Annotated in this window: 20 protein-coding genes; 4 read left to right on the top strand and 16 right to left on the bottom strand. The window is 36.9% G+C overall.

Annotated features, from left to right (window positions below):
- The 14 genes from ACYQ05_RS08555 to traN form a co-directional block, all read right to left on the bottom strand.
- A partial coding sequence (locus tag ACYQ05_RS08555; protein ID WP_459820202.1) for a hypothetical protein occupies nt 1–603 on the bottom strand: 603 nt, incomplete at its 3' end.
- Between the two features lie 86 nt (nt 604–689).
- Complete coding sequence (locus ACYQ05_RS08550; protein ID WP_459820200.1) at nt 690–980, bottom strand: DUF2274 domain-containing protein; 291 nt, start codon at nt 978–980, stop codon at nt 690–692.
- Nucleotides 981–1,071: 91 nt separating this feature from the next.
- Complete coding sequence (locus ACYQ05_RS08545; RefSeq protein WP_459820198.1) at nt 1,072–1,506, bottom strand: lytic transglycosylase domain-containing protein; 435 nt, start codon at nt 1,504–1,506, stop codon at nt 1,072–1,074.
- Complete coding sequence (locus ACYQ05_RS08540) at nt 1,496–1,861, bottom strand: hypothetical protein (protein ID WP_459820196.1); 366 nt, start codon at nt 1,859–1,861, stop codon at nt 1,496–1,498. Before ACYQ05_RS08540 ends, ACYQ05_RS08545 begins: the two co-directional genes overlap by 11 nt.
- Before the next feature lie 65 nt (nt 1,862–1,926).
- Nucleotides 1,927–4,608, bottom strand: a complete 2,682-nt coding sequence (locus ACYQ05_RS08535) for a TraG/VirB4 family ATPase (RefSeq protein ID WP_459820194.1) — start codon at nt 4,606–4,608, stop codon at nt 1,927–1,929.
- Between the two features lie 3 nt (nt 4,609–4,611).
- Nucleotides 4,612–5,196, bottom strand: a complete 585-nt coding sequence (locus tag ACYQ05_RS08530; RefSeq protein WP_459820193.1) for a TraV family lipoprotein — start codon at nt 5,194–5,196, stop codon at nt 4,612–4,614.
- Nucleotides 5,189–5,590 (bottom strand): hypothetical protein, encoded by a 402-nt coding sequence (locus ACYQ05_RS08525; RefSeq protein ID WP_459820191.1) that lies wholly within the window; start codon nt 5,588–5,590, stop codon nt 5,189–5,191. Before ACYQ05_RS08525 ends, ACYQ05_RS08530 begins: the two co-directional genes overlap by 8 nt.
- Nucleotides 5,583–6,920, bottom strand: coding sequence for a TraB/VirB10 family protein (locus ACYQ05_RS08520; protein ID WP_459820190.1), 1,338 nt, complete (start codon nt 6,918–6,920; stop codon nt 5,583–5,585). The genes ACYQ05_RS08525 and ACYQ05_RS08520 overlap by 8 nt, the downstream gene beginning before the upstream one ends.
- Nucleotides 6,913–7,593, bottom strand: a complete 681-nt coding sequence (locus ACYQ05_RS08515) for a hypothetical protein (RefSeq protein WP_459820188.1) — start codon at nt 7,591–7,593, stop codon at nt 6,913–6,915. Before ACYQ05_RS08515 ends, ACYQ05_RS08520 begins: the two co-directional genes overlap by 8 nt.
- Complete coding sequence (locus ACYQ05_RS08510) at nt 7,583–8,149, bottom strand: TraE/TraK family type IV conjugative transfer system protein (RefSeq protein WP_459820186.1); 567 nt, start codon at nt 8,147–8,149, stop codon at nt 7,583–7,585. The genes ACYQ05_RS08515 and ACYQ05_RS08510 overlap by 11 nt, the downstream gene beginning before the upstream one ends.
- Nucleotides 8,150–8,241: 92 nt before the next feature.
- Nucleotides 8,242–8,535 (bottom strand): type IV conjugative transfer system protein TraL, encoded by a 294-nt coding sequence (locus ACYQ05_RS08505; RefSeq protein WP_459820185.1) that lies wholly within the window; start codon nt 8,533–8,535, stop codon nt 8,242–8,244.
- A gap of 2 nt (nt 8,536–8,537) precedes the next feature.
- On the bottom strand, nt 8,538–8,855 hold the full coding sequence (locus ACYQ05_RS08500) for a hypothetical protein (protein WP_459820183.1): 318 nt from the start codon (nt 8,853–8,855) through the stop codon (nt 8,538–8,540).
- A 92-nt stretch (nt 8,856–8,947) separates the two neighbouring features.
- Nucleotides 8,948–9,718 carry a TrbC family F-type conjugative pilus assembly protein gene (locus ACYQ05_RS08495; RefSeq protein WP_459820181.1) on the bottom strand — a complete coding sequence of 257 codons (771 nt, stop codon included), beginning with the start codon at nt 9,716–9,718 and terminating at the stop codon, nt 8,948–8,950.
- Nucleotides 9,712–12,069 (bottom strand): conjugal transfer protein TraN, encoded by a 2,358-nt coding sequence (gene traN / locus ACYQ05_RS08490; RefSeq protein ID WP_459820179.1) that lies wholly within the window; start codon nt 12,067–12,069, stop codon nt 9,712–9,714. The genes ACYQ05_RS08495 and traN overlap by 7 nt, the downstream gene beginning before the upstream one ends.
- 72 nt (nt 12,070–12,141) lie before the next feature.
- On the opposite strand from traN, the gene ACYQ05_RS08485 reads away from it, so the two are divergent.
- From ACYQ05_RS08485 to ACYQ05_RS08475, 3 genes are all read left to right on the top strand, one after another.
- A complete protein-coding gene (locus ACYQ05_RS08485) occupies nt 12,142–12,342 on the top strand; it encodes a hypothetical protein (protein ID WP_459820177.1) in 201 nt (66 codons plus the stop codon).
- 329 nt (nt 12,343–12,671) lie between these two features.
- Nucleotides 12,672–13,733, top strand: coding sequence for a hypothetical protein (locus ACYQ05_RS08480; protein ID WP_459820175.1), 1,062 nt, complete (start codon nt 12,672–12,674; stop codon nt 13,731–13,733).
- The gene (locus ACYQ05_RS08475; protein WP_459820173.1) at nt 13,730–13,876 is read left to right on the top strand and encodes a hypothetical protein; all 147 of its coding nucleotides are present in this window, start codon (nt 13,730–13,732) and stop codon (nt 13,874–13,876) included. Before ACYQ05_RS08480 ends, ACYQ05_RS08475 begins: the two co-directional genes overlap by 4 nt.
- Nucleotides 13,877–13,882: 6 nt before the next feature.
- Here the strand turns inward: ACYQ05_RS08475 and ACYQ05_RS08470 are convergent, their stop codons facing one another.
- Together ACYQ05_RS08470 and ACYQ05_RS08465 are read right to left on the bottom strand one after the other, a co-directional pair.
- Complete coding sequence (locus ACYQ05_RS08470; RefSeq protein ID WP_459820171.1) at nt 13,883–14,677, bottom strand: replication initiation protein; 795 nt, start codon at nt 14,675–14,677, stop codon at nt 13,883–13,885.
- A 294-nt stretch (nt 14,678–14,971) separates the two neighbouring features.
- Nucleotides 14,972–15,661, bottom strand: coding sequence for a DNA/RNA non-specific endonuclease (locus tag ACYQ05_RS08465; RefSeq protein ID WP_459820169.1), 690 nt, complete (start codon nt 15,659–15,661; stop codon nt 14,972–14,974).
- A 62-nt stretch (nt 15,662–15,723) separates the two neighbouring features.
- Here ACYQ05_RS08465 and ACYQ05_RS08460 point away from each other — a divergent pair, with 62 nt between their 5' ends.
- Nucleotides 15,724–16,011 (top strand): H-NS histone family protein, encoded by a 288-nt coding sequence (locus ACYQ05_RS08460; RefSeq protein ID WP_459820167.1) that lies wholly within the window; start codon nt 15,724–15,726, stop codon nt 16,009–16,011.
- The last annotated feature ends 46 nt before the right edge of the window (nt 16,012–16,057 follow it).

Raw genomic sequence — 16,057 nt, 5'->3', positions numbered from 1 at the left:
AACAATTGGATTGCCATTCTGGTCATAAACACCCGCTCCAAGTGTCATGCTTGTAATAGAGTTATTATTTCCATATTGATTGTTTAAAGCACTTTGACCTTGATTTTCTAAATTATCACCTGAATAAACTTTATTTCTTCTTGTAGAAACTTTTACATTACATGATTTGTCGTCACATGAAATTACATCAATTGAAGTTTCACCATCCTTTTTTGAACTTCCGGATAAGACTTTATAATCATTATCTTGACAGATAGAGCCATTTATTTGATTTAAGCAATAGGAAAGTTGACGCCCTCCACTATTTTGTTGGCACTTAAAAGACACACCCCCTACATTACCATTGCCTTTTTCTGTATCAGATGTTGGGCAAGGAATATCCCCTGTTGAGGTGCGTGTAATATCAAGCCCACCACTTCCTTTACCAGCATTGCCCTTTGAGCCACCTGATACCCCTAACGTGTCTTGAACTACCGAACTGTTAGTTGAATTAAGGTTACTTAAAGCACCCCTCGCCATTTCTTGTGGGGATAAAGCAAATGCAATGCTAGTGAAAGCAATAAACAAACTACAAACAATAAGATTAAAAAATGTCTTTTTCATAAACCAATATCTAATCATGTACTGGTTTTAATAGTGTTTTGAAAATAAAAAAACCCCCATTATGGGGGCTCGCTTAGGAGATAAATTTAATGGTTATAAGGCTCGTAGGACTCGTTAGTTTCTTCTTGTTCTTGAACGTTGGAATCTTCTTTATTTTTTTCTTCTTTCTCTTTTTTCTTCAGCCAAGCTTTAAAATCTTTATCAGATGTTAGAAACCTCTCTACCACTTGACCAACAATTTGACTGACGTCTGCTTCATACCCCATGCTATCAAGATATTTCATATACTTATCTAATAATTTAGCTTGGGTCTCTTTAAAAGCGATAGATTTGCGAACATTTTTTTCTTTTTTTGATAAATTCAGTTTAATACTCATTGGTACTCCTAAAAATTATATGTCCTTTGTAATACTCCTTAAGAACTGTGGGAAGGGGAAGGCTGATTCATTCCCACCTCGTAACAAATTGTTATGGATTCATTGAATATGTGTAGCTTTTCATCTTGTATTTATTGTTTAATTTATGCCATGTCATAATGACTTTTTTTGCATATTTACGCCCGTATTTGAGTTTATAGCCTGCGTTATAAGCTGAAATAGCATCCACCCAATTGTAATAACGAGCGTAGTTTTGTCTTAGTATCCATGCAGAAATACCTATATTTACGCACGGGTCATAAAGCAAGTGCTGTTTTGAAATACCATATTTTTTTAATGTTGGTAACCAAACAGTGTTGATCTGTGCCCAACCTAAATCTTCGGTACCATTTCTGTTTTTAGAAATAGTACCTGCTTTACCCCCCTCTACTTTTATCACTGAATATAACAGTGCAGTGGGGATTTCATAACGTTGAGATGCCTCTGCTACACACTCATGTATCGCCGGAGGAAAATCAATCATCATCTGAAAAAATTCTAGCTCCTATGATTTCAGCGGTATAGAAAGGCTTACCTTCTACTAATCTTTTAATACCTTGAATTGAGCCTTCAAGGTTATAAACAACACCCGGCAAAAAGATTTCTTCATCTTTCAATTCATGCGGTTTTTTACCAAGTTTTTTAGCTCTATGGTTGAGAATATTGTTCCAAGTTTCCTTTGAGAATCTAACTGGAATAATAGATGTGTACCATGAAGGGATAGCAGCATTTGTAATTTCTGCCTCTTCTTTTTTGGATGTTTTAATCCAAATCATAGCGTTACCAGTTTCTCTTGCGTCAATATCTTCAATGGTTCCTTGTAAGATAAATTTGTTCAACATAAATAGTACCTCTAAATTGTCTATTAAAAAAGTTTCAACAACTATAGTGATTTCAAAATAAAAAACTAATCAATTCCTAACTCTTTTACTATCTCCCTTGGTGATTTGCCGATCGATTCTTTATAGTCCATGTCCGCTAATGTAGCGATGGCTTTTGCCATAGCTTCCTGATAGGTCATATCTGGATTTTCACTTTTTATCTTATCAAACATCTGTTTACGCTTAGCTTTTTCTTCACCATTAGAAGTGTAAAGCCAATACGTATATCTATCTACAATAAAGCGATAGACACCTTGTCCACTGTCACCTGCGCGCACAAAAATTTCTGAATACTTACCGGGTATAGTATGAACCGTGCTCAATAAATCCTTAGTAAAGTCATCCACAACCAATAGTTTTTCATTAAATGCAGCCTGCAACGATTCTGCTTTTTGTCCCAAAGCAAAGAGCCAAGAACTGTTATCCCAAGCCGCTTTTGCTGCTTCTGACATTTTAAAATCACCGAACGATTGAGTAATAACACCTGCGGAGCCTCCAAACTTACGGTACGTCCGATAAGCTCGGTTGATAAATCCTGCCGCTTGGTTAGATGCCAGCAAATCCCAAGCCTCGTCAATAAGCATGAGTTTAGGTTGGCTAGGATCTTTTGTTTTATACATAATGTCTGCAATTCTCTGCATCATCATTGTTAAAACAACATCCCTAAAAGCCCCTTGAGACTTCAAATCATCCAGCTCAATCACCACAAATCGGTTATTTAAATTAATCTTCTTACCTGTTCCATCAAACCAGTGTGCAAACGTCCCTTCAGCGTATGGGCGCAATTGATCTGCAATATCGTGTGCCCGCTTGTCTTCATGACTAGCTAACCAGTCTCTAATATCACGTATAATCGTTTTTTCTTTCTTTTCGTGCCAACACTCTTCAATTGCTTGAGAAAGTAAAACATACTCCCAATCGGGAATCTTAGAATCTACAGATTGTGGCCAAGCCATATATGCCAACAACTCTTTAAGATTCTCCAACATTACTTTTAATTCGACTTCATCTTTAATTTGGGCGAATGGGTTAATATCAAAGGCTTCTTTAGGATTAAATACTAGGTTCACACCATTTAACAGCTCACACATTTCATAGTATGAACGACCTGCATCTATGACAAACGCCATTCCACCTTTTGACAAAAAGTCTGAAACAATCTCTTGGGCAACGAAACTTTTACCCATACCAGAAGCGGCAACAATCGCAAAGTTATAGTTAGGGACAGCAGCCTTATCCATAATGTTAAAGGTAGCCATTTGTCCCCTTCTTGCGGTCATCAATAATCCCCCATTCTCTGGGTTAGTGCCTTTCCAGTCACCTTGAACGGGCGGAAGTCTGGAAGCATGGGTTGTGGTCATAGTGGAAGATCTTTGTAAGCCTTTAAAGTTTGTAGGATCAGCTTTGGGGAAAAAGAGACCAGGAAGGGAACTAAACCAAATAGGGAAGGAAATAAACGTCTCTTGGCTACCTCGATAGCCATGACCTGCCCACATACCTGAAATGGATTTTGATAAGTTAGCCGCATTCTCTTTTTGGGTAAAAACATTCATCCCCATATAGGTTGTGACCAATGAGGCACCATCATTTGCTAAATCGACGAGCCCTTGTAACTGATCACGCTGCTCAAAAAGATGAGACATTAATGCTTTGTATGCAGGAGAATCAGAAACCAATTGTCGTGTCACTCCCGCCAATTTAATTTCAAGTTTCTCTTTAGCCTTACCTGAATCTAAAATCCTAATGTTTAGATACATCCAAAAAGGATCAGGAATATTCTCATGAGCGCTTTTAAAGTCACCTAATAATTTAGCGGTACCCGGTAAATAGGTTGATTTTGGGTAACCATCAAGCGTCATACACAAAACAGCCTTTTTTTCCTTTTTTGCATCCGATTCTGAAAATTCTAAAATCCCTTCTTCATCTACAGTCAACCGATTATTTTTCATAACCAAATCAGTCACACCTACTTCATCATAGGGTACACGAGCCAATTTATCCGCTGGAATATGAGGGTTTAACATAATGCGCAAATAAAACTTAATATGCTCTCTTTCTAATGCAAAAGCAGGTAATTTCGCACCTTGTAATACCCCTAAAACAGAGTCTCTTTGATTGAGTACCATATTATGAAATTCTTGCCATTCATATTCATCATGAATATCCCCTTTGTATGGAAAGGTGACTGTAAGAAGGAAAGAATGTTCTTTGGGATGGGATGGCGTACCCGATATTAAATTTGTTTTATAGGCTGCGGCTAAAAAATAATTTTTCCGGAAATCCGCAATCTTATCAATCATTGGGTCACCAGATTTCTTTTTAGCTCTTTGCCAACGTACTAGAGTAGGGGAAACAAAATTATGAGACAAAACGCCAAACTGCATGACTGCATCAGGCACCTTTACGCTTGAAATAATTGTTTCCATTTGCAGTTCAGCATCTGTGCCTACAACCAGAAACGGCATAAATTCAAGCATGAAGCCCAATCGGATTTCTTTACCATCGTCAAAGGTAATCAAGCCATTTTTACTTATATCTCGATAATAAAGAGTCGATAGCAAAGATTGTCTTTCTGAAAACTCCTCCAAAAGTTTATAGGGGGTAGATTCGTCTAATGGTGGATCAACCTTCAGCCAATTAATAGCATCATGTATAAACTTTTTACCTTTTTGAGCTACCGCTTCTTTTAAACCTTCAGTATTAATCATCTTTTATTTCCTTACTTGCTTATTATTTAAAGCATCAGCTGCTTGCTGTAAGGGGTTAGAAGGAGGCGTGTAATTCTGGATATAAGCAGGCGCTAATTTTTCAGATTCTTTCCATTGAGCATTAGCCGATGGCACTTTTACACCCGCATACGTCCAATAAGCAGGGGTTGTAATCCAAACATAATTACCGGAGTATAAAATTCCGTGTTTATCCTTGAAGGGCGCCAACCAGATTTGATATGGCTTTGCTGGGTGATAAACTGCCCCATTTAACGCATCTTTAAGCTTAGGAGACAATAACGCCTCTTTAACTACTGATTTTTTTTCTTTAGGTTTTTCTGTCTTTGTTAAACATTCATCTTCATCATCTACACATAAATTATTTGATGAAGATTGTTCACTTTCATCAGATTTTTTTTTATACGTTGACCACCCTTCAACACTTTTATCATTTTTTGCCGACTTATAAACCTTCTCTATTGGCGCACATGACTTACCCATAGGGCAATCAAATACCGGAGATGAAGAACATCCAATAAGCAAAAAAGAGACGCCAGAAGTCAGTAAAAAGCTGATTGTCTTATTCATTTACCTTACCCCCAGCGATTTTTGCAGTTTTATTTTTCGGATTAATCACTAGACCAATAAAATAGATTTTTCGGATAGGGTCATATAGGAAAGGCGTCTTATCACCTTTGGGGTGAAGCTCAATGATTCCATGATGAACATCAGAAACCTTTGCATAATTCCATTGAGTATTTGGGAAGTCTTTTTGAGCCTGTTTAAGCGCCTGATCAACATCCGACTGTGTCACATGCTCGACTTTTGTTTGGATTTTTTGTACCTCTCCAACAATTTTTTGTTCTTGGTTCTGGAAATAAGAAGTCTCAAAATACATTGTGACAGCCATACCCAATGCAAATCCAATGACACCCTTCATACCAGAACTTTTTAGAAGATTCTTTACGTTGATTTTATCCATTGTTTTTCACCTCTTTAACCGTTGTTGATTTGTAATCTTTCCAAAGCAATTGTTGACCTTTCACAAAGACAATCGTGATTTTTCGACCTGCTCCTACCTGTAAAACTGGAAACATCTGTTCAGCCTCTTTCAACCAGAAGTCGGCAAGCTTACCTGCGCTTACCGATACGCCATTAAGAGCAGCAGACTGTGCGGTTTGTTCTACACTTAACCCAGTGAGTGCAGAAACACCCGTTACCGTTGATGCACCTTGCCCTGCTTCCGCTAAACCTTGAGCAAATCCAGCTAACAATGTTTTGGCTAAAATCGCACCTCGTTTGTTAATTAATTTGCCTCTTAAGCCAAAGTAGCCGTCAGAATCGTTTACAAAGCCTCTAACCTTAGCTTCTAACAAATGCCCTGTTTTTTTATCTATACAAGATAAAGTATCTAATCGAATTTTTACCCTTTCGTCATATAAATCACCGTAAGCACCCCCTGTTAAGAAGCACCCTGTCAATTTATATCGAGCATCGCCAGCTAAAAATGCATCACTTTGAATGCGCATTAAGACCGGCGCAGGATTCTTTTTAGAAACAGATGCTGTATTTGCATAAACACCTGTTAGAAGCGCACCGGGCACAAAACCTTGTGTTAAATAGCCTGCATAGTTATTTGGCTTTTCAATAATCTCTGTGTCAGTTTGTTCAGGTTGGAAAATATTTCGTGTTTCCTCTTTTTTAGGACTATAAATACCTTCTGATTCAGCTTTTACAGATTCAGCCTTTTTGTTAGAAGGTTGGGTAACTTCCCTCATATTGTCTAGCCCAATGGCTTTGGGCGGCAATGAAGGTAAATTTAAATCATGCTGTTTTTTTACATCCGCAAGTGTAGGAGGAGGAGGCGGATTTTGACTGATTGGTTTCTTTACGGTCGGAGGCGTTGGCATTTGAACTTTTTGCTTCTGAATGCTACCCAACTTCTGCCCTAAATCGATCAACCGCCTATTTATTTCTCTAAAGTTTTTTTGCGTCATTTGTGAAGATTCTCTCTGATCTTTTTCAAGACGAGATAGCTGCTGCTTTTGCTCCTTTAATGACTGTTCTAATGAATTTGTTTTGGATCTTAAAACATCGATTTCTGATTGTAATTTCTCAGAAATGGTTTTTTTATCCAAGTCTTCTGGTGATAAATCAATGATCGGCGCATTATTCTCTTTAGGCTTTGGCTTTTCACCAAAAATACCACTTAAGAAAATAACGACAAATACAAATCCTACCAGTAAAAATATCCACTTTCTTTCAATTGCCGATTTTTTCTGGGAGTTTGTTTTAACTTTTGTTTTAGCCATCTACCACCTCACTTACTAACACAATATAGGCCGGATGGTTTTTAGAAATTGTTAAGTTACTCATAGGCATTGAAGCTCTAATACCTTGCCGGTAAAACTGACTTGCATCCAAGGTAATTGGTGATTTCACATGCTTTTTAAGTACCAGTTTATACTTAACAACATCGAATTCATTATTTGAGTAGGCCTTCACGGGATAAGCTAAAAAATCACCATAATCTATAATCTCATTAACTTTCTTCTCTTGATAACTTTTCGGGGTTTCCCCTTGAGCAATAGATGCCAACACTGGAATAAATTCAGCGTTTGGGTTGGTATTATTTTTAACTTCTGGCAAAGGATTCTTAAGCCCTGTAATGCGAACCACTTGGGGAGATAGGTTTTTAGATGGAAGTAAAGATAATGTATAACTACCCGTTTCCGTTTCAACTACTCCATCAATTCTTTTACCATCCGCACTCTCCTTAAAGCGAAGCATGAAGGTTTTCTGATCTTTACTAAAAATAGGCTTGCCATCTATCGGTGCAGACGGCGGAAATACCAACTTCAAGATTTTAGAATCAGTATTAAATACATTGTACGTCCCTACAGAAACACCGTGTACCTCTGCCCAAACGGAGCTTGAGATAGAAATAAATAGGACACTTAAGGCTAATAAAAACTTACTTCTCATCTTCTAACACCTCAATAGAGTCAATCACATAAATACCCCCAGTTACATGAGAGTAAGTCAACTTATACTTTGCATTAATAGGTTTTAAGGGTTTACCGCCAGCGAACCGTGTTAAAACACCTGAAACGATTACTTTATTAGGTGGTTGAAACGATTTCTTTGTGGCAAAAAACACTTCAGAAATGTTATTAGTCTTGTAAAAATCTATATCTTTTTCCAGTTTTTGCTGATTTTGAGAAAGCGCCAAGGGCGACAATCTCGTTTTTAAAAGCTCGAATCTTTGATCAATTGTTTTAGGTGTCCAGTTGAGAAGAAGAGACAAATCAGCATCTGCCAATAATGATAAATAAGCTGCATCTTGCTTTATTTTGCCTGTTACAGATACTGGTTTATTTTGATTGATTGCGGAATACGGAAGGATAACTACTTTCGTATTATTGGAATTCTTTATAAGGGCATATCCCAAAAAAAGACAAACTACGGCTAAGACTATGGAGCTAAATTGCCAAGCCTTTTTGGACTTAGATGTATTGATAAGTAAGCTTGAGTGTGCCATAAAATCTACCTATTAAAATTTTTGCCTAAAATTTTCTTTTATATGGAACCGCCCAAAAGGGCGGAATCCTACCGATGCTAAATTTGTAAAAACTAGCTTATAAACTCGTTCTCATAAGGTTTGGGGAACCTTTTTTTAAGGATAGGATCAATATTCAAACCAAAAGCCCAAAGCGCATGTTGAGAAGCACCTCTCTTACTACCGCGCCTCATAACTTTCATGATTTTCATAAAAATAAATACGATTATTAATCCTACTATCACCATATTGATCAAAAAAGAGAATCCCAATATGGATACCATCAGAATAAACTCTGTTGGCTCCCAAAAAAGAATAGGGACAACATTATCTGCTCGTGTTGGGATCGAACGTGAGCTATCGCCCATTTTTAACCACCATAACCTAAAAGTGTTGCACCGGTAACTAGACCTTTAACTGCACCTGGTCCCCATTTAACAAATGCTGCGGTACCAATCCCTGCTAGTGCTGGCATTGGACTATTTTTACCAACTGCAATTGCAGAGCCTACTAGAATAGATGCAATACCTACACCTACACCATATGGACCACTCGCCCAATCATCTACAGTGGTCATAAAATCCGCGAAAGGATCACTACTCGCTGCGGTATAACCTGTATTTGCGAATACCGAAGAAGAGGCTAAAGAAGCCACACCCAAAGTTACGAAAGATAGCAATTTTTTCATTTAAATGTTCCTCCTAAAAAAAAACAAAGTTGGCACCAAAGTGCTACCAATTCTTAATAGTGACAAGAAATAAAAAAAATAAAAAAAATTGACTATTTTTTGAAATCCCAAGCGGATAATGGGTCAACTTTAGTGTTGCTTCCCATGTTACCAATGATAGTTAGCATGGCAGAATAAGAGTCTTTATCGAGTGGATTTGCAGTTTTAATCTTTCCGCCATCACGTATAAAACCTTCAGGAATTGGCGCCCCCTCGTCTTTAAATTGCCTTAAAGCCCAAGTCACATCTACGGCTCCAGACATTTTCCAATAAGTGTTTTCAGGTGCAGGTTTACAATCTTTAAAGCCACCTGCGTCAAATGTTTCTCCACAGATAGGCTCCTTTTTAGAAAAGACAATAGTAGGCACTGAATCCACTTTCCAAAGAGAAAAAGGGACGGGATTAATATCAACAGTTGGCGCTAATTTTTTCCCTCTCAAAGGCAAAATGTAGCGCTTTGCGAACCACATTAGACGATGATTCGGGTCTATTCCTTTATAAATTAATCGCGCGTTGTAGGTTATTGCATCTAGCGCATAAGCACGGATTAACTCCATAGGCATTGAAGAAGAAATCAAGATATAAACGTTCGGTTTTTCCGCTTCAGCAGTAAATTTTTGTTTCCATTTTTTCAGTTGAGGTTCAACAAACTTTTCAGATTTTGGAAGAGAATTCGAGAACATTTTTTTATATTTCTCTGCATCAAATCCCCTTTCCATTGGACTCAACATTAAGTTCTGTCCTGCGTATTCAGGCTTCTGATTATCTGCTGTAGCAGACAATGAAAAGAATAGAAGTGAACAGATTAAAACTTTTTTTACCATAAAGGTTTAGCCTCCAAACTAACATGAGTAGCACCTGTTGTTGGCGGGTCATATTTATCTTTTACTTGAACATTTAGTTCAGCGTAATGCTTATCCCCGTTCTCTAAAGTAAAGTGCACTTGAATCGTAAAATTGCCAATTCTTGAGTAGTTATGACTAAAATTGTAAATATAGGTTCCGCTATTGGTTCCCCCATCACCCCAAGCGATAGAAACCTGTTTTACTTTTATGTTAGCAGGCAGCCAGTTCTGAACAGTTGATAGATTGACTGTACATGAATTGATACAATTACCTTTATCAATCCAAGCGACAATGTCCCCTGTTTCTGTTGAAGAATTAACTTGATTGTTATCAACTTGTTTTTGTGCAATCTGCTGCATTTCCGTTTGATTTGGTGTTTGAGGAGTTAGGTCACTTACTAAACTAGATAAATCCATCTTAGAAAAATCTAGTAAAGAAAGCTGTTCAATAGTAAAGCCTGAACAATCAGCCGTTACAGAAGTAGAACAACCACTTTTATCTCGGTCAATTAAAAATGGTTTAGCATAAGCACCCAAAGGAGAAATAAGCGTATATGAACAATAATTCGAGTCCTTATCACATGAACCATAAATCCGAATAGAAGTGCTAGGTATGTATGTTACTGGCGTTGGATCAATAGATAATGGCAAAGTTTGCGTGATATATTTGCTAGAATTTTGGGGTCTATAACGAAGTTTTAGTTGTTTTGCATCTTCATTTTGCCCATAGGTATAAGCAGAAATATCCAAGTCTCGAATTTGTACTGGATCACTCCAGCTACCAGCACCTGTTGGATTACTCAAATAAAAAGCAAGGTCTGTCTTAAAGTAACCGCCTTTCCAAGCAGAAATATCATAGGAACAGTTACCATTGGAATCACAACCGCCATTTGCAACGACGTTTTTAGATAAAGTAGTCAGTTTAGTATTCAAAGGATTAACAGAAACGATATTCAACCGATCATCTGATTGTTTTTGTGGTGGCGGAACATTCGGAGAAGAACAACCATTGTTATCACAAACTGCAAAATAAGTTGTAAGAATCGCAGGACAATTCATGTTGGAAGGGGGGCTGATTGAGTTGCACGAAGTGTCGTATTGATAACGCCAAATGCGATTACCATTTACAGTTCCCATATCAACCCATCTGTTACCTGAACCGTAAAAGCTAAAATTAAAGTGTTTCTTTACTGCATCCCCATAACCTTGACTCGCAAGCTGGGCTAACTGTCTTCTGCCCTGCACCTGCACCTCTTTAGCTAACTTGTTATCGAAAGTACAGTACCACCACCTTTTTGCAGTGCAGTACATACAGCCATCCCCGAAAGGATCTCCTATTCCATCAACACATCCACTTGCCAAATAAACATCTAAACCTTTTTTCCTTTTAGCGTAAAGTTCCTGCTCCGAATCAGAACATTTAATCATGCCCAAGAAGTTACCGTGTTTATCTGCATCTTTATGACAACAACAAGTTCCAGTTGACCCGCAATAATCATTCTCGGTACAGTGCATTTCAGAACCTGGGAAAACTCGTAAAGGATTGCCAGAAGAATTATTTTTAATTTGCTCAATAAGATTGGAAGCACCTACAGCTTTATTAAATGAACCATCTTGGGCGGGAGAATCAACGGCGGGCTCTGTTAAGGTGATATTGGTACATGAGTTAGTTGTTTGATACTGGGTACATTGTGATTCTGTTTCTGTGCAAGTGTATTCCTGCTTAATTGTGGTGCAAATTCCGTTTTCAGTTTCAATACAAGTTTCTGAAACCTTTTTACACTTGGGATCTGTATTACAATCAGATTGAGAAACTGAACAAGTCCAATCTTTATTTTCATCCACACAGTAACTGCCAATTTTCAAGTTACAAACTTTAGTAGATGGATTGACTACACAGTTGGAGCTTGGAGTTGTAGGAGTATAGGTTGTCGATTTTTGTTTTGTGCAAACGTACTGTTGAGTATTTTCGATACACTGACCAGAAGAATTGGTTTTAGAACACTTATTGGTAGCTAAAATACATCCTTTTATTGGAGCTGACTCACAAGTGTTAGAAGCATTACTATCATAACAATCATACTTTGTGACCGTATTCCAACAATTCCCAGAGATAATATGCGCACCAGCTGGCTTATTGGGTGAATTTGAAAAACAAACTGCCACCCCATTTATAGTTCGGCATGAATTATCCGTGCAAGTACTCGAAACCTTGTTGCAAGTCTCTTCAGTAAATCCAGTTACAGAAAACACTGTTAGCAAAACCAAAGCTAAGCGTCTCAATCTTTTATCCTCATCAAATATATCTTCATTTCTTCTTTTGGTTTCCATAGTGATTCAGAAAATAAAAAAAGATGCACTATATAGGACGACACATTTAAGAAAGAAAGGAAGTATGAAGAAATGAACGAGGAATACAAAGAGTTTTTAGCTATAAATTTAGATGATTTGTTGCATGCCTATTCAGCTTCAAGCTTGGAAGACAAGATGGAATTTTCTCAATTCTGCAAGTCAGTTTTCTATGAATGGATGAATGAGTTCAACCCAAATATCGAAACCTCAAACAAATCTAGCCCATACGGCGCATCAGGCACGCCACAATAAATGAAAAGGATGTCAGATGCCAAAAAAGGCAACTTTGAAAAAAACGTAGGAAATCAAGCCATTTTGTGGTAGGATTGCAAAAATATTCTTCAAGGTTCTGCTTAAACAGACAAAAACAAGCAGTTTGAGAATATAAAAGGTAAAAAAAAGCCCTGATGTTGGCGCATCAGGGCGGAGATGTTTTATTAGGCAAGGACTCGGAAATGACTTGCTACCGAATAAAACAACGTTATTGAGTTGTTATTATCAACATTTTTTTTGAAAAAATCAAGTATTATCAAAAAAATTTGATTGTCGGTGGTAAGTCATCTCCTTAAAGGAGGTGAAAAATGAAAGAAACCTTAACCGCACAAGAAATCAGAGCACTTTTATCAATTGATGTTTTCTATGTAATCCCCAAAAGTCTTACGCTTTGGCTAGATGAATTTAATTTTTCGCTAGGTCAAAGACTCCTCATTGAGCGAATCATCAGTAAAGCTATTCTTAAATCAATTCATAAGACTCAAAAAGCATTACAAGTAACGTTTAGTTTCGCATCTTTAGCTAGGGAAGTTGGAGGATGCGACAAGAAAACAATTGCATCTGCCATTAAAAAATTTAAGGAATTAGGTATCCTTAATATTATTAAGGAAACTAAGAACGGCACATGTTATGAAATAATCGTTCCAGAAAAAGAAATCAAAGAAAAAATCACTTACCGCAGACAAACAAAAACCACCTCCCTTCAAAAACAATCAACACAAGAAACCCCAGATACCCCTCTTCAAGAACAAAATCAGTCCGCCCAAACCACTCACTCTTCAGACACTGAAACAAAACTAGAAAAGCTAAAGAATCAGCTTCAAGTTTTGCGCAAAATCCACCAAGAAAAATTGGATTTGTATTACAAGCTAACAGATCAAAAACCAGGTCAAAAGATTGATATTAAAAGGAAGATGACAGAGGAAGAAATAAAGGTTTGTGATGATATAGCTGATATACATGACAAAATAGAATCCATAGAGCGACAGATGCAAACAATATCGACAAATAAAGAGAAAAAAGAAACCGTTTCAGAGAGCATCATTGAACCTAAAAAGAATCAGCCTAAACAGGCTAAAACAGCGCGATTCATAAGAGCTCAAGATATAAAAGCGCTTAAGACAAGATTAGACAAGCTCAAAATTAATGGGAACTTACTTGCCCCAGAGACTAGGGATAGGATATTCAATGAAATAGTTTGGGCGATACGCTTTGGTCACTTAAGCCAAAAAGAAGGATCTACTTTCTATTTGATAAATCATGCGTTAAAGATAGTCAAAGACAACGTATGGCGAACCCCTATAGGATTTGAGATAAGTCAGATAATCAATCTGACAAGATGGGCGCTAAACAAGAAGGAAGCAGCATGAAACAACCGCAAATCAAGGTGGTGGAATTTTTCCCCCACATAAAAAAGAAATCTACGATTTCTAGAGAATTAATAACGGAGCAAGCGGGGAAAGAAAACAGCTGCGCTTTAAAACAGATTCTCTCTATTGACTTAATAAGTTGAAGTCATTCATTTAATTTTTTTATCTTGTTTAAAATCAAATTTAACATGGGTTGTTTTTCGTCCAGTTTTTAGAGGAGTGAATGTTATTACCCAGTTATCTTTTTTCATCAGCTCGTTAGTAGCAGGTATAAGGATTTTCTCCCGTAGTCTTCGCCATTCCAAATAAAAATCGGATAATTCTAGAAATTCACAGAGTTCAACAATAGATATTTGCCACCAACCTTTATAGTCTTTTTTTGAATTACCATATTGTAAAAATCTTTCCATTAAACGCCAAGAGTAAATGCTTTTAAGATTGCCAGCTTTAGCTAGAGCATAGCGCGTGTATTGAGTTTGAAGACCTTTGATATTCTTACAGACTATATCTGTAAATTTAAGCGTGCACCATCCTTCACCTTCATGATAAGAAGTACACTGAACCCATCTATACCTTGTAGTTTTTCGTCCGTCTAAAAAACGTATTTCACGCTCAAAGAGCTTATTACAAGCATCTGATATTTGTTTGTAGGCATTTGCTTTATCAAGCCCAAAGACTTCTGCATACTCCTTTGCACTGATTTGAATTTCATCTCCCTTTTCTAAAAGCGCCATTCCCAAAAAAATAAGTCTTCTTTCACTTAAGTTTAAACCATGGATTGCACTAACAAGAGCATTCGACATTTTGACGTTAGCCCCTTCTGCGCTTTTCTCTAAATTTCTCGCTAGACAAGTATTCTTTTCATCAGATTCTTTATTTTCTTCAAATTCTCCCTTTGAGGTAATTTTAGTGTTTAAGTTTGACATGATTTTTGCTATTGTCATTTTGTCCCTTCCTTTTAACATATAGGGTCATCATAATATAGCCCCTAGAAAAAAACAAGTTGGGGCATTTAAGTGTAAATTTAGGGGCGTTTAGGTGTAAATTTAGGGGCACTTAGATGTAAATTTAGGGGGGGTTAGGTGTAAATTTAGGGGCGTTTGGGTGTAAATTTAGGGGCATAAAAAGGCTACAGCCCTTATAAATAGGGGGATGCAGAAGCCTAAAAAGATTTAAAAATATTTAAAACTGAAAATATGTTCACCATCTATCCAGTACCAAAAACATAACGAAATTTTTCACCTAATTTTTCTAAGGTTTTTGTTAGGAGAAGGGATAGTTTGACAATCTACTTCATGTTGCTTGAGTTTGGTTTTATCTGTTTTAAGAAGAGAATTTTTAAACATAAAGCATCTTTCAAAGCCTTTATCGTTATAGATGATTTTATAGTATGAAGAAGGCACAGCAATTTGATTAACGCCAATTCTACGGGGATTCCAAGCATATTGGATGACGTTTACAACTTTGACCTTACCAAGTTTATGCGCAACATACCGTTCATATTTTTCTGCTTTAGCCCATAGATGACGGTTCAGGTAAGGTGCTTGAGGTGTAGCATTAGAGATAGCATATACAGCTTTTAAAGCTTTATAAGAAAAATCAAAATCTGCATCAGGTGCACTATGACCCCGATCCCATCCTGAATGAGAATAGTCACTTGGTTCACTTCTGAATTGTTTTGGAATTTCTTTATCAGTGTACCAACGTAAACGTTTTTTTATATTTTTTTGGTTTACTAGTTGGCCGTCCAAAGTATATGCAGTAGCTAGGATACCTTTCATCTTATAGTTGTAACAGGATTTGTAATATTTTTTATCAAGAATTTGATCACATGACTTAGGATTAATAAATTGTTTAGCATAATCATAAGCAGAACAGTTAAAGGGAATCATTAAAAAACTTAACGTAAAGAAAATTATATATTTCATTTGCATTCCTTTTTGAAATAGTTAAAATATAAAAGATTTTTATTAATTGTCAAGGAGTATTCATGTCAGATTTAGACATTTTAGACTTGTTGGAAGATGAGTATATCAACAATTCAAAATACTTAAAACTTAAACAAGAGCTTGAAGAAACAAGAGCGGAAGAGCAAGCACAAGTTATCAATGTAATAAAAAGATTGATTGAAGGGTTTGAGATAGACCCAAGCATGTTCTGTAAACAAGGTAGAAAATCAAAAGTAGCACCCAAATATCGCCATAAAGAAACTGGTAAAACATGGACTGGACGTGGTCGCAGACCGGTTGATTTTCCTGAGAATTGGGTAGAAATTTAACAGGTTGATTTTGGATAACCTAGAAGCCTTAATCTGCTCTCGCAAT

Source organism: Galenea microaerophila, from assembly GCF_054657255.1.
This window is presented reverse-complemented; position numbering and strand designations above follow the sequence as displayed.

What these genes read in the sequence shown, in the direction of transcription:
- ACYQ05_RS08550 (WP_459820200.1), bottom strand. Translation starts at nt 980, where the DNA reads ATGAGTATTAAACTGAATTTATCAAAAAAAGAAAAAAATGTTCGCAAA.
- ACYQ05_RS08545 (WP_459820198.1), bottom strand. Translation starts at nt 1,506, where the DNA reads ATGATGATTGATTTTCCTCCGGCGATACATGAGTGTGTAGCAGAGGCA.
- ACYQ05_RS08540 (WP_459820196.1), bottom strand. Translation starts at nt 1,861, where the DNA reads ATGTTGAACAAATTTATCTTACAAGGAACCATTGAAGATATTGACGCA.
- ACYQ05_RS08535 (WP_459820194.1), bottom strand. Translation starts at nt 4,608, where the DNA reads ATGATTAATACTGAAGGTTTAAAAGAAGCGGTAGCTCAAAAAGGTAAA.
- ACYQ05_RS08530 (WP_459820193.1), bottom strand. Translation starts at nt 5,196, where the DNA reads ATGAATAAGACAATCAGCTTTTTACTGACTTCTGGCGTCTCTTTTTTG.
- ACYQ05_RS08525 (WP_459820191.1), bottom strand. Translation starts at nt 5,590, where the DNA reads ATGGATAAAATCAACGTAAAGAATCTTCTAAAAAGTTCTGGTATGAAG.
- ACYQ05_RS08520 (WP_459820190.1), bottom strand. Translation starts at nt 6,920, where the DNA reads ATGGCTAAAACAAAAGTTAAAACAAACTCCCAGAAAAAATCGGCAATT.
- ACYQ05_RS08515 (WP_459820188.1), bottom strand. Translation starts at nt 7,593, where the DNA reads ATGAGAAGTAAGTTTTTATTAGCCTTAAGTGTCCTATTTATTTCTATC.
- ACYQ05_RS08510 (WP_459820186.1), bottom strand. Translation starts at nt 8,149, where the DNA reads ATGGCACACTCAAGCTTACTTATCAATACATCTAAGTCCAAAAAGGCT.
- ACYQ05_RS08505 (WP_459820185.1), bottom strand. Translation starts at nt 8,535, where the DNA reads ATGGGCGATAGCTCACGTTCGATCCCAACACGAGCAGATAATGTTGTC.
- ACYQ05_RS08500 (WP_459820183.1), bottom strand. Translation starts at nt 8,855, where the DNA reads ATGAAAAAATTGCTATCTTTCGTAACTTTGGGTGTGGCTTCTTTAGCC.
- ACYQ05_RS08495 (WP_459820181.1), bottom strand. Translation starts at nt 9,718, where the DNA reads ATGGTAAAAAAAGTTTTAATCTGTTCACTTCTATTCTTTTCATTGTCT.
- traN (WP_459820179.1), bottom strand. Translation starts at nt 12,069, where the DNA reads ATGGAAACCAAAAGAAGAAATGAAGATATATTTGATGAGGATAAAAGA.
- ACYQ05_RS08485 (WP_459820177.1), top strand. Translation starts at nt 12,142, where the DNA reads ATGAACGAGGAATACAAAGAGTTTTTAGCTATAAATTTAGATGATTTG.
- ACYQ05_RS08480 (WP_459820175.1), top strand. Translation starts at nt 12,672, where the DNA reads ATGAAAGAAACCTTAACCGCACAAGAAATCAGAGCACTTTTATCAATT.
- ACYQ05_RS08475 (WP_459820173.1), top strand. Translation starts at nt 13,730, where the DNA reads ATGAAACAACCGCAAATCAAGGTGGTGGAATTTTTCCCCCACATAAAA.
- ACYQ05_RS08470 (WP_459820171.1), bottom strand. Translation starts at nt 14,677, where the DNA reads ATGACAATAGCAAAAATCATGTCAAACTTAAACACTAAAATTACCTCA.
- ACYQ05_RS08465 (WP_459820169.1), bottom strand. Translation starts at nt 15,661, where the DNA reads ATGAAATATATAATTTTCTTTACGTTAAGTTTTTTAATGATTCCCTTT.
- ACYQ05_RS08460 (WP_459820167.1), top strand. Translation starts at nt 15,724, where the DNA reads ATGTCAGATTTAGACATTTTAGACTTGTTGGAAGATGAGTATATCAAC.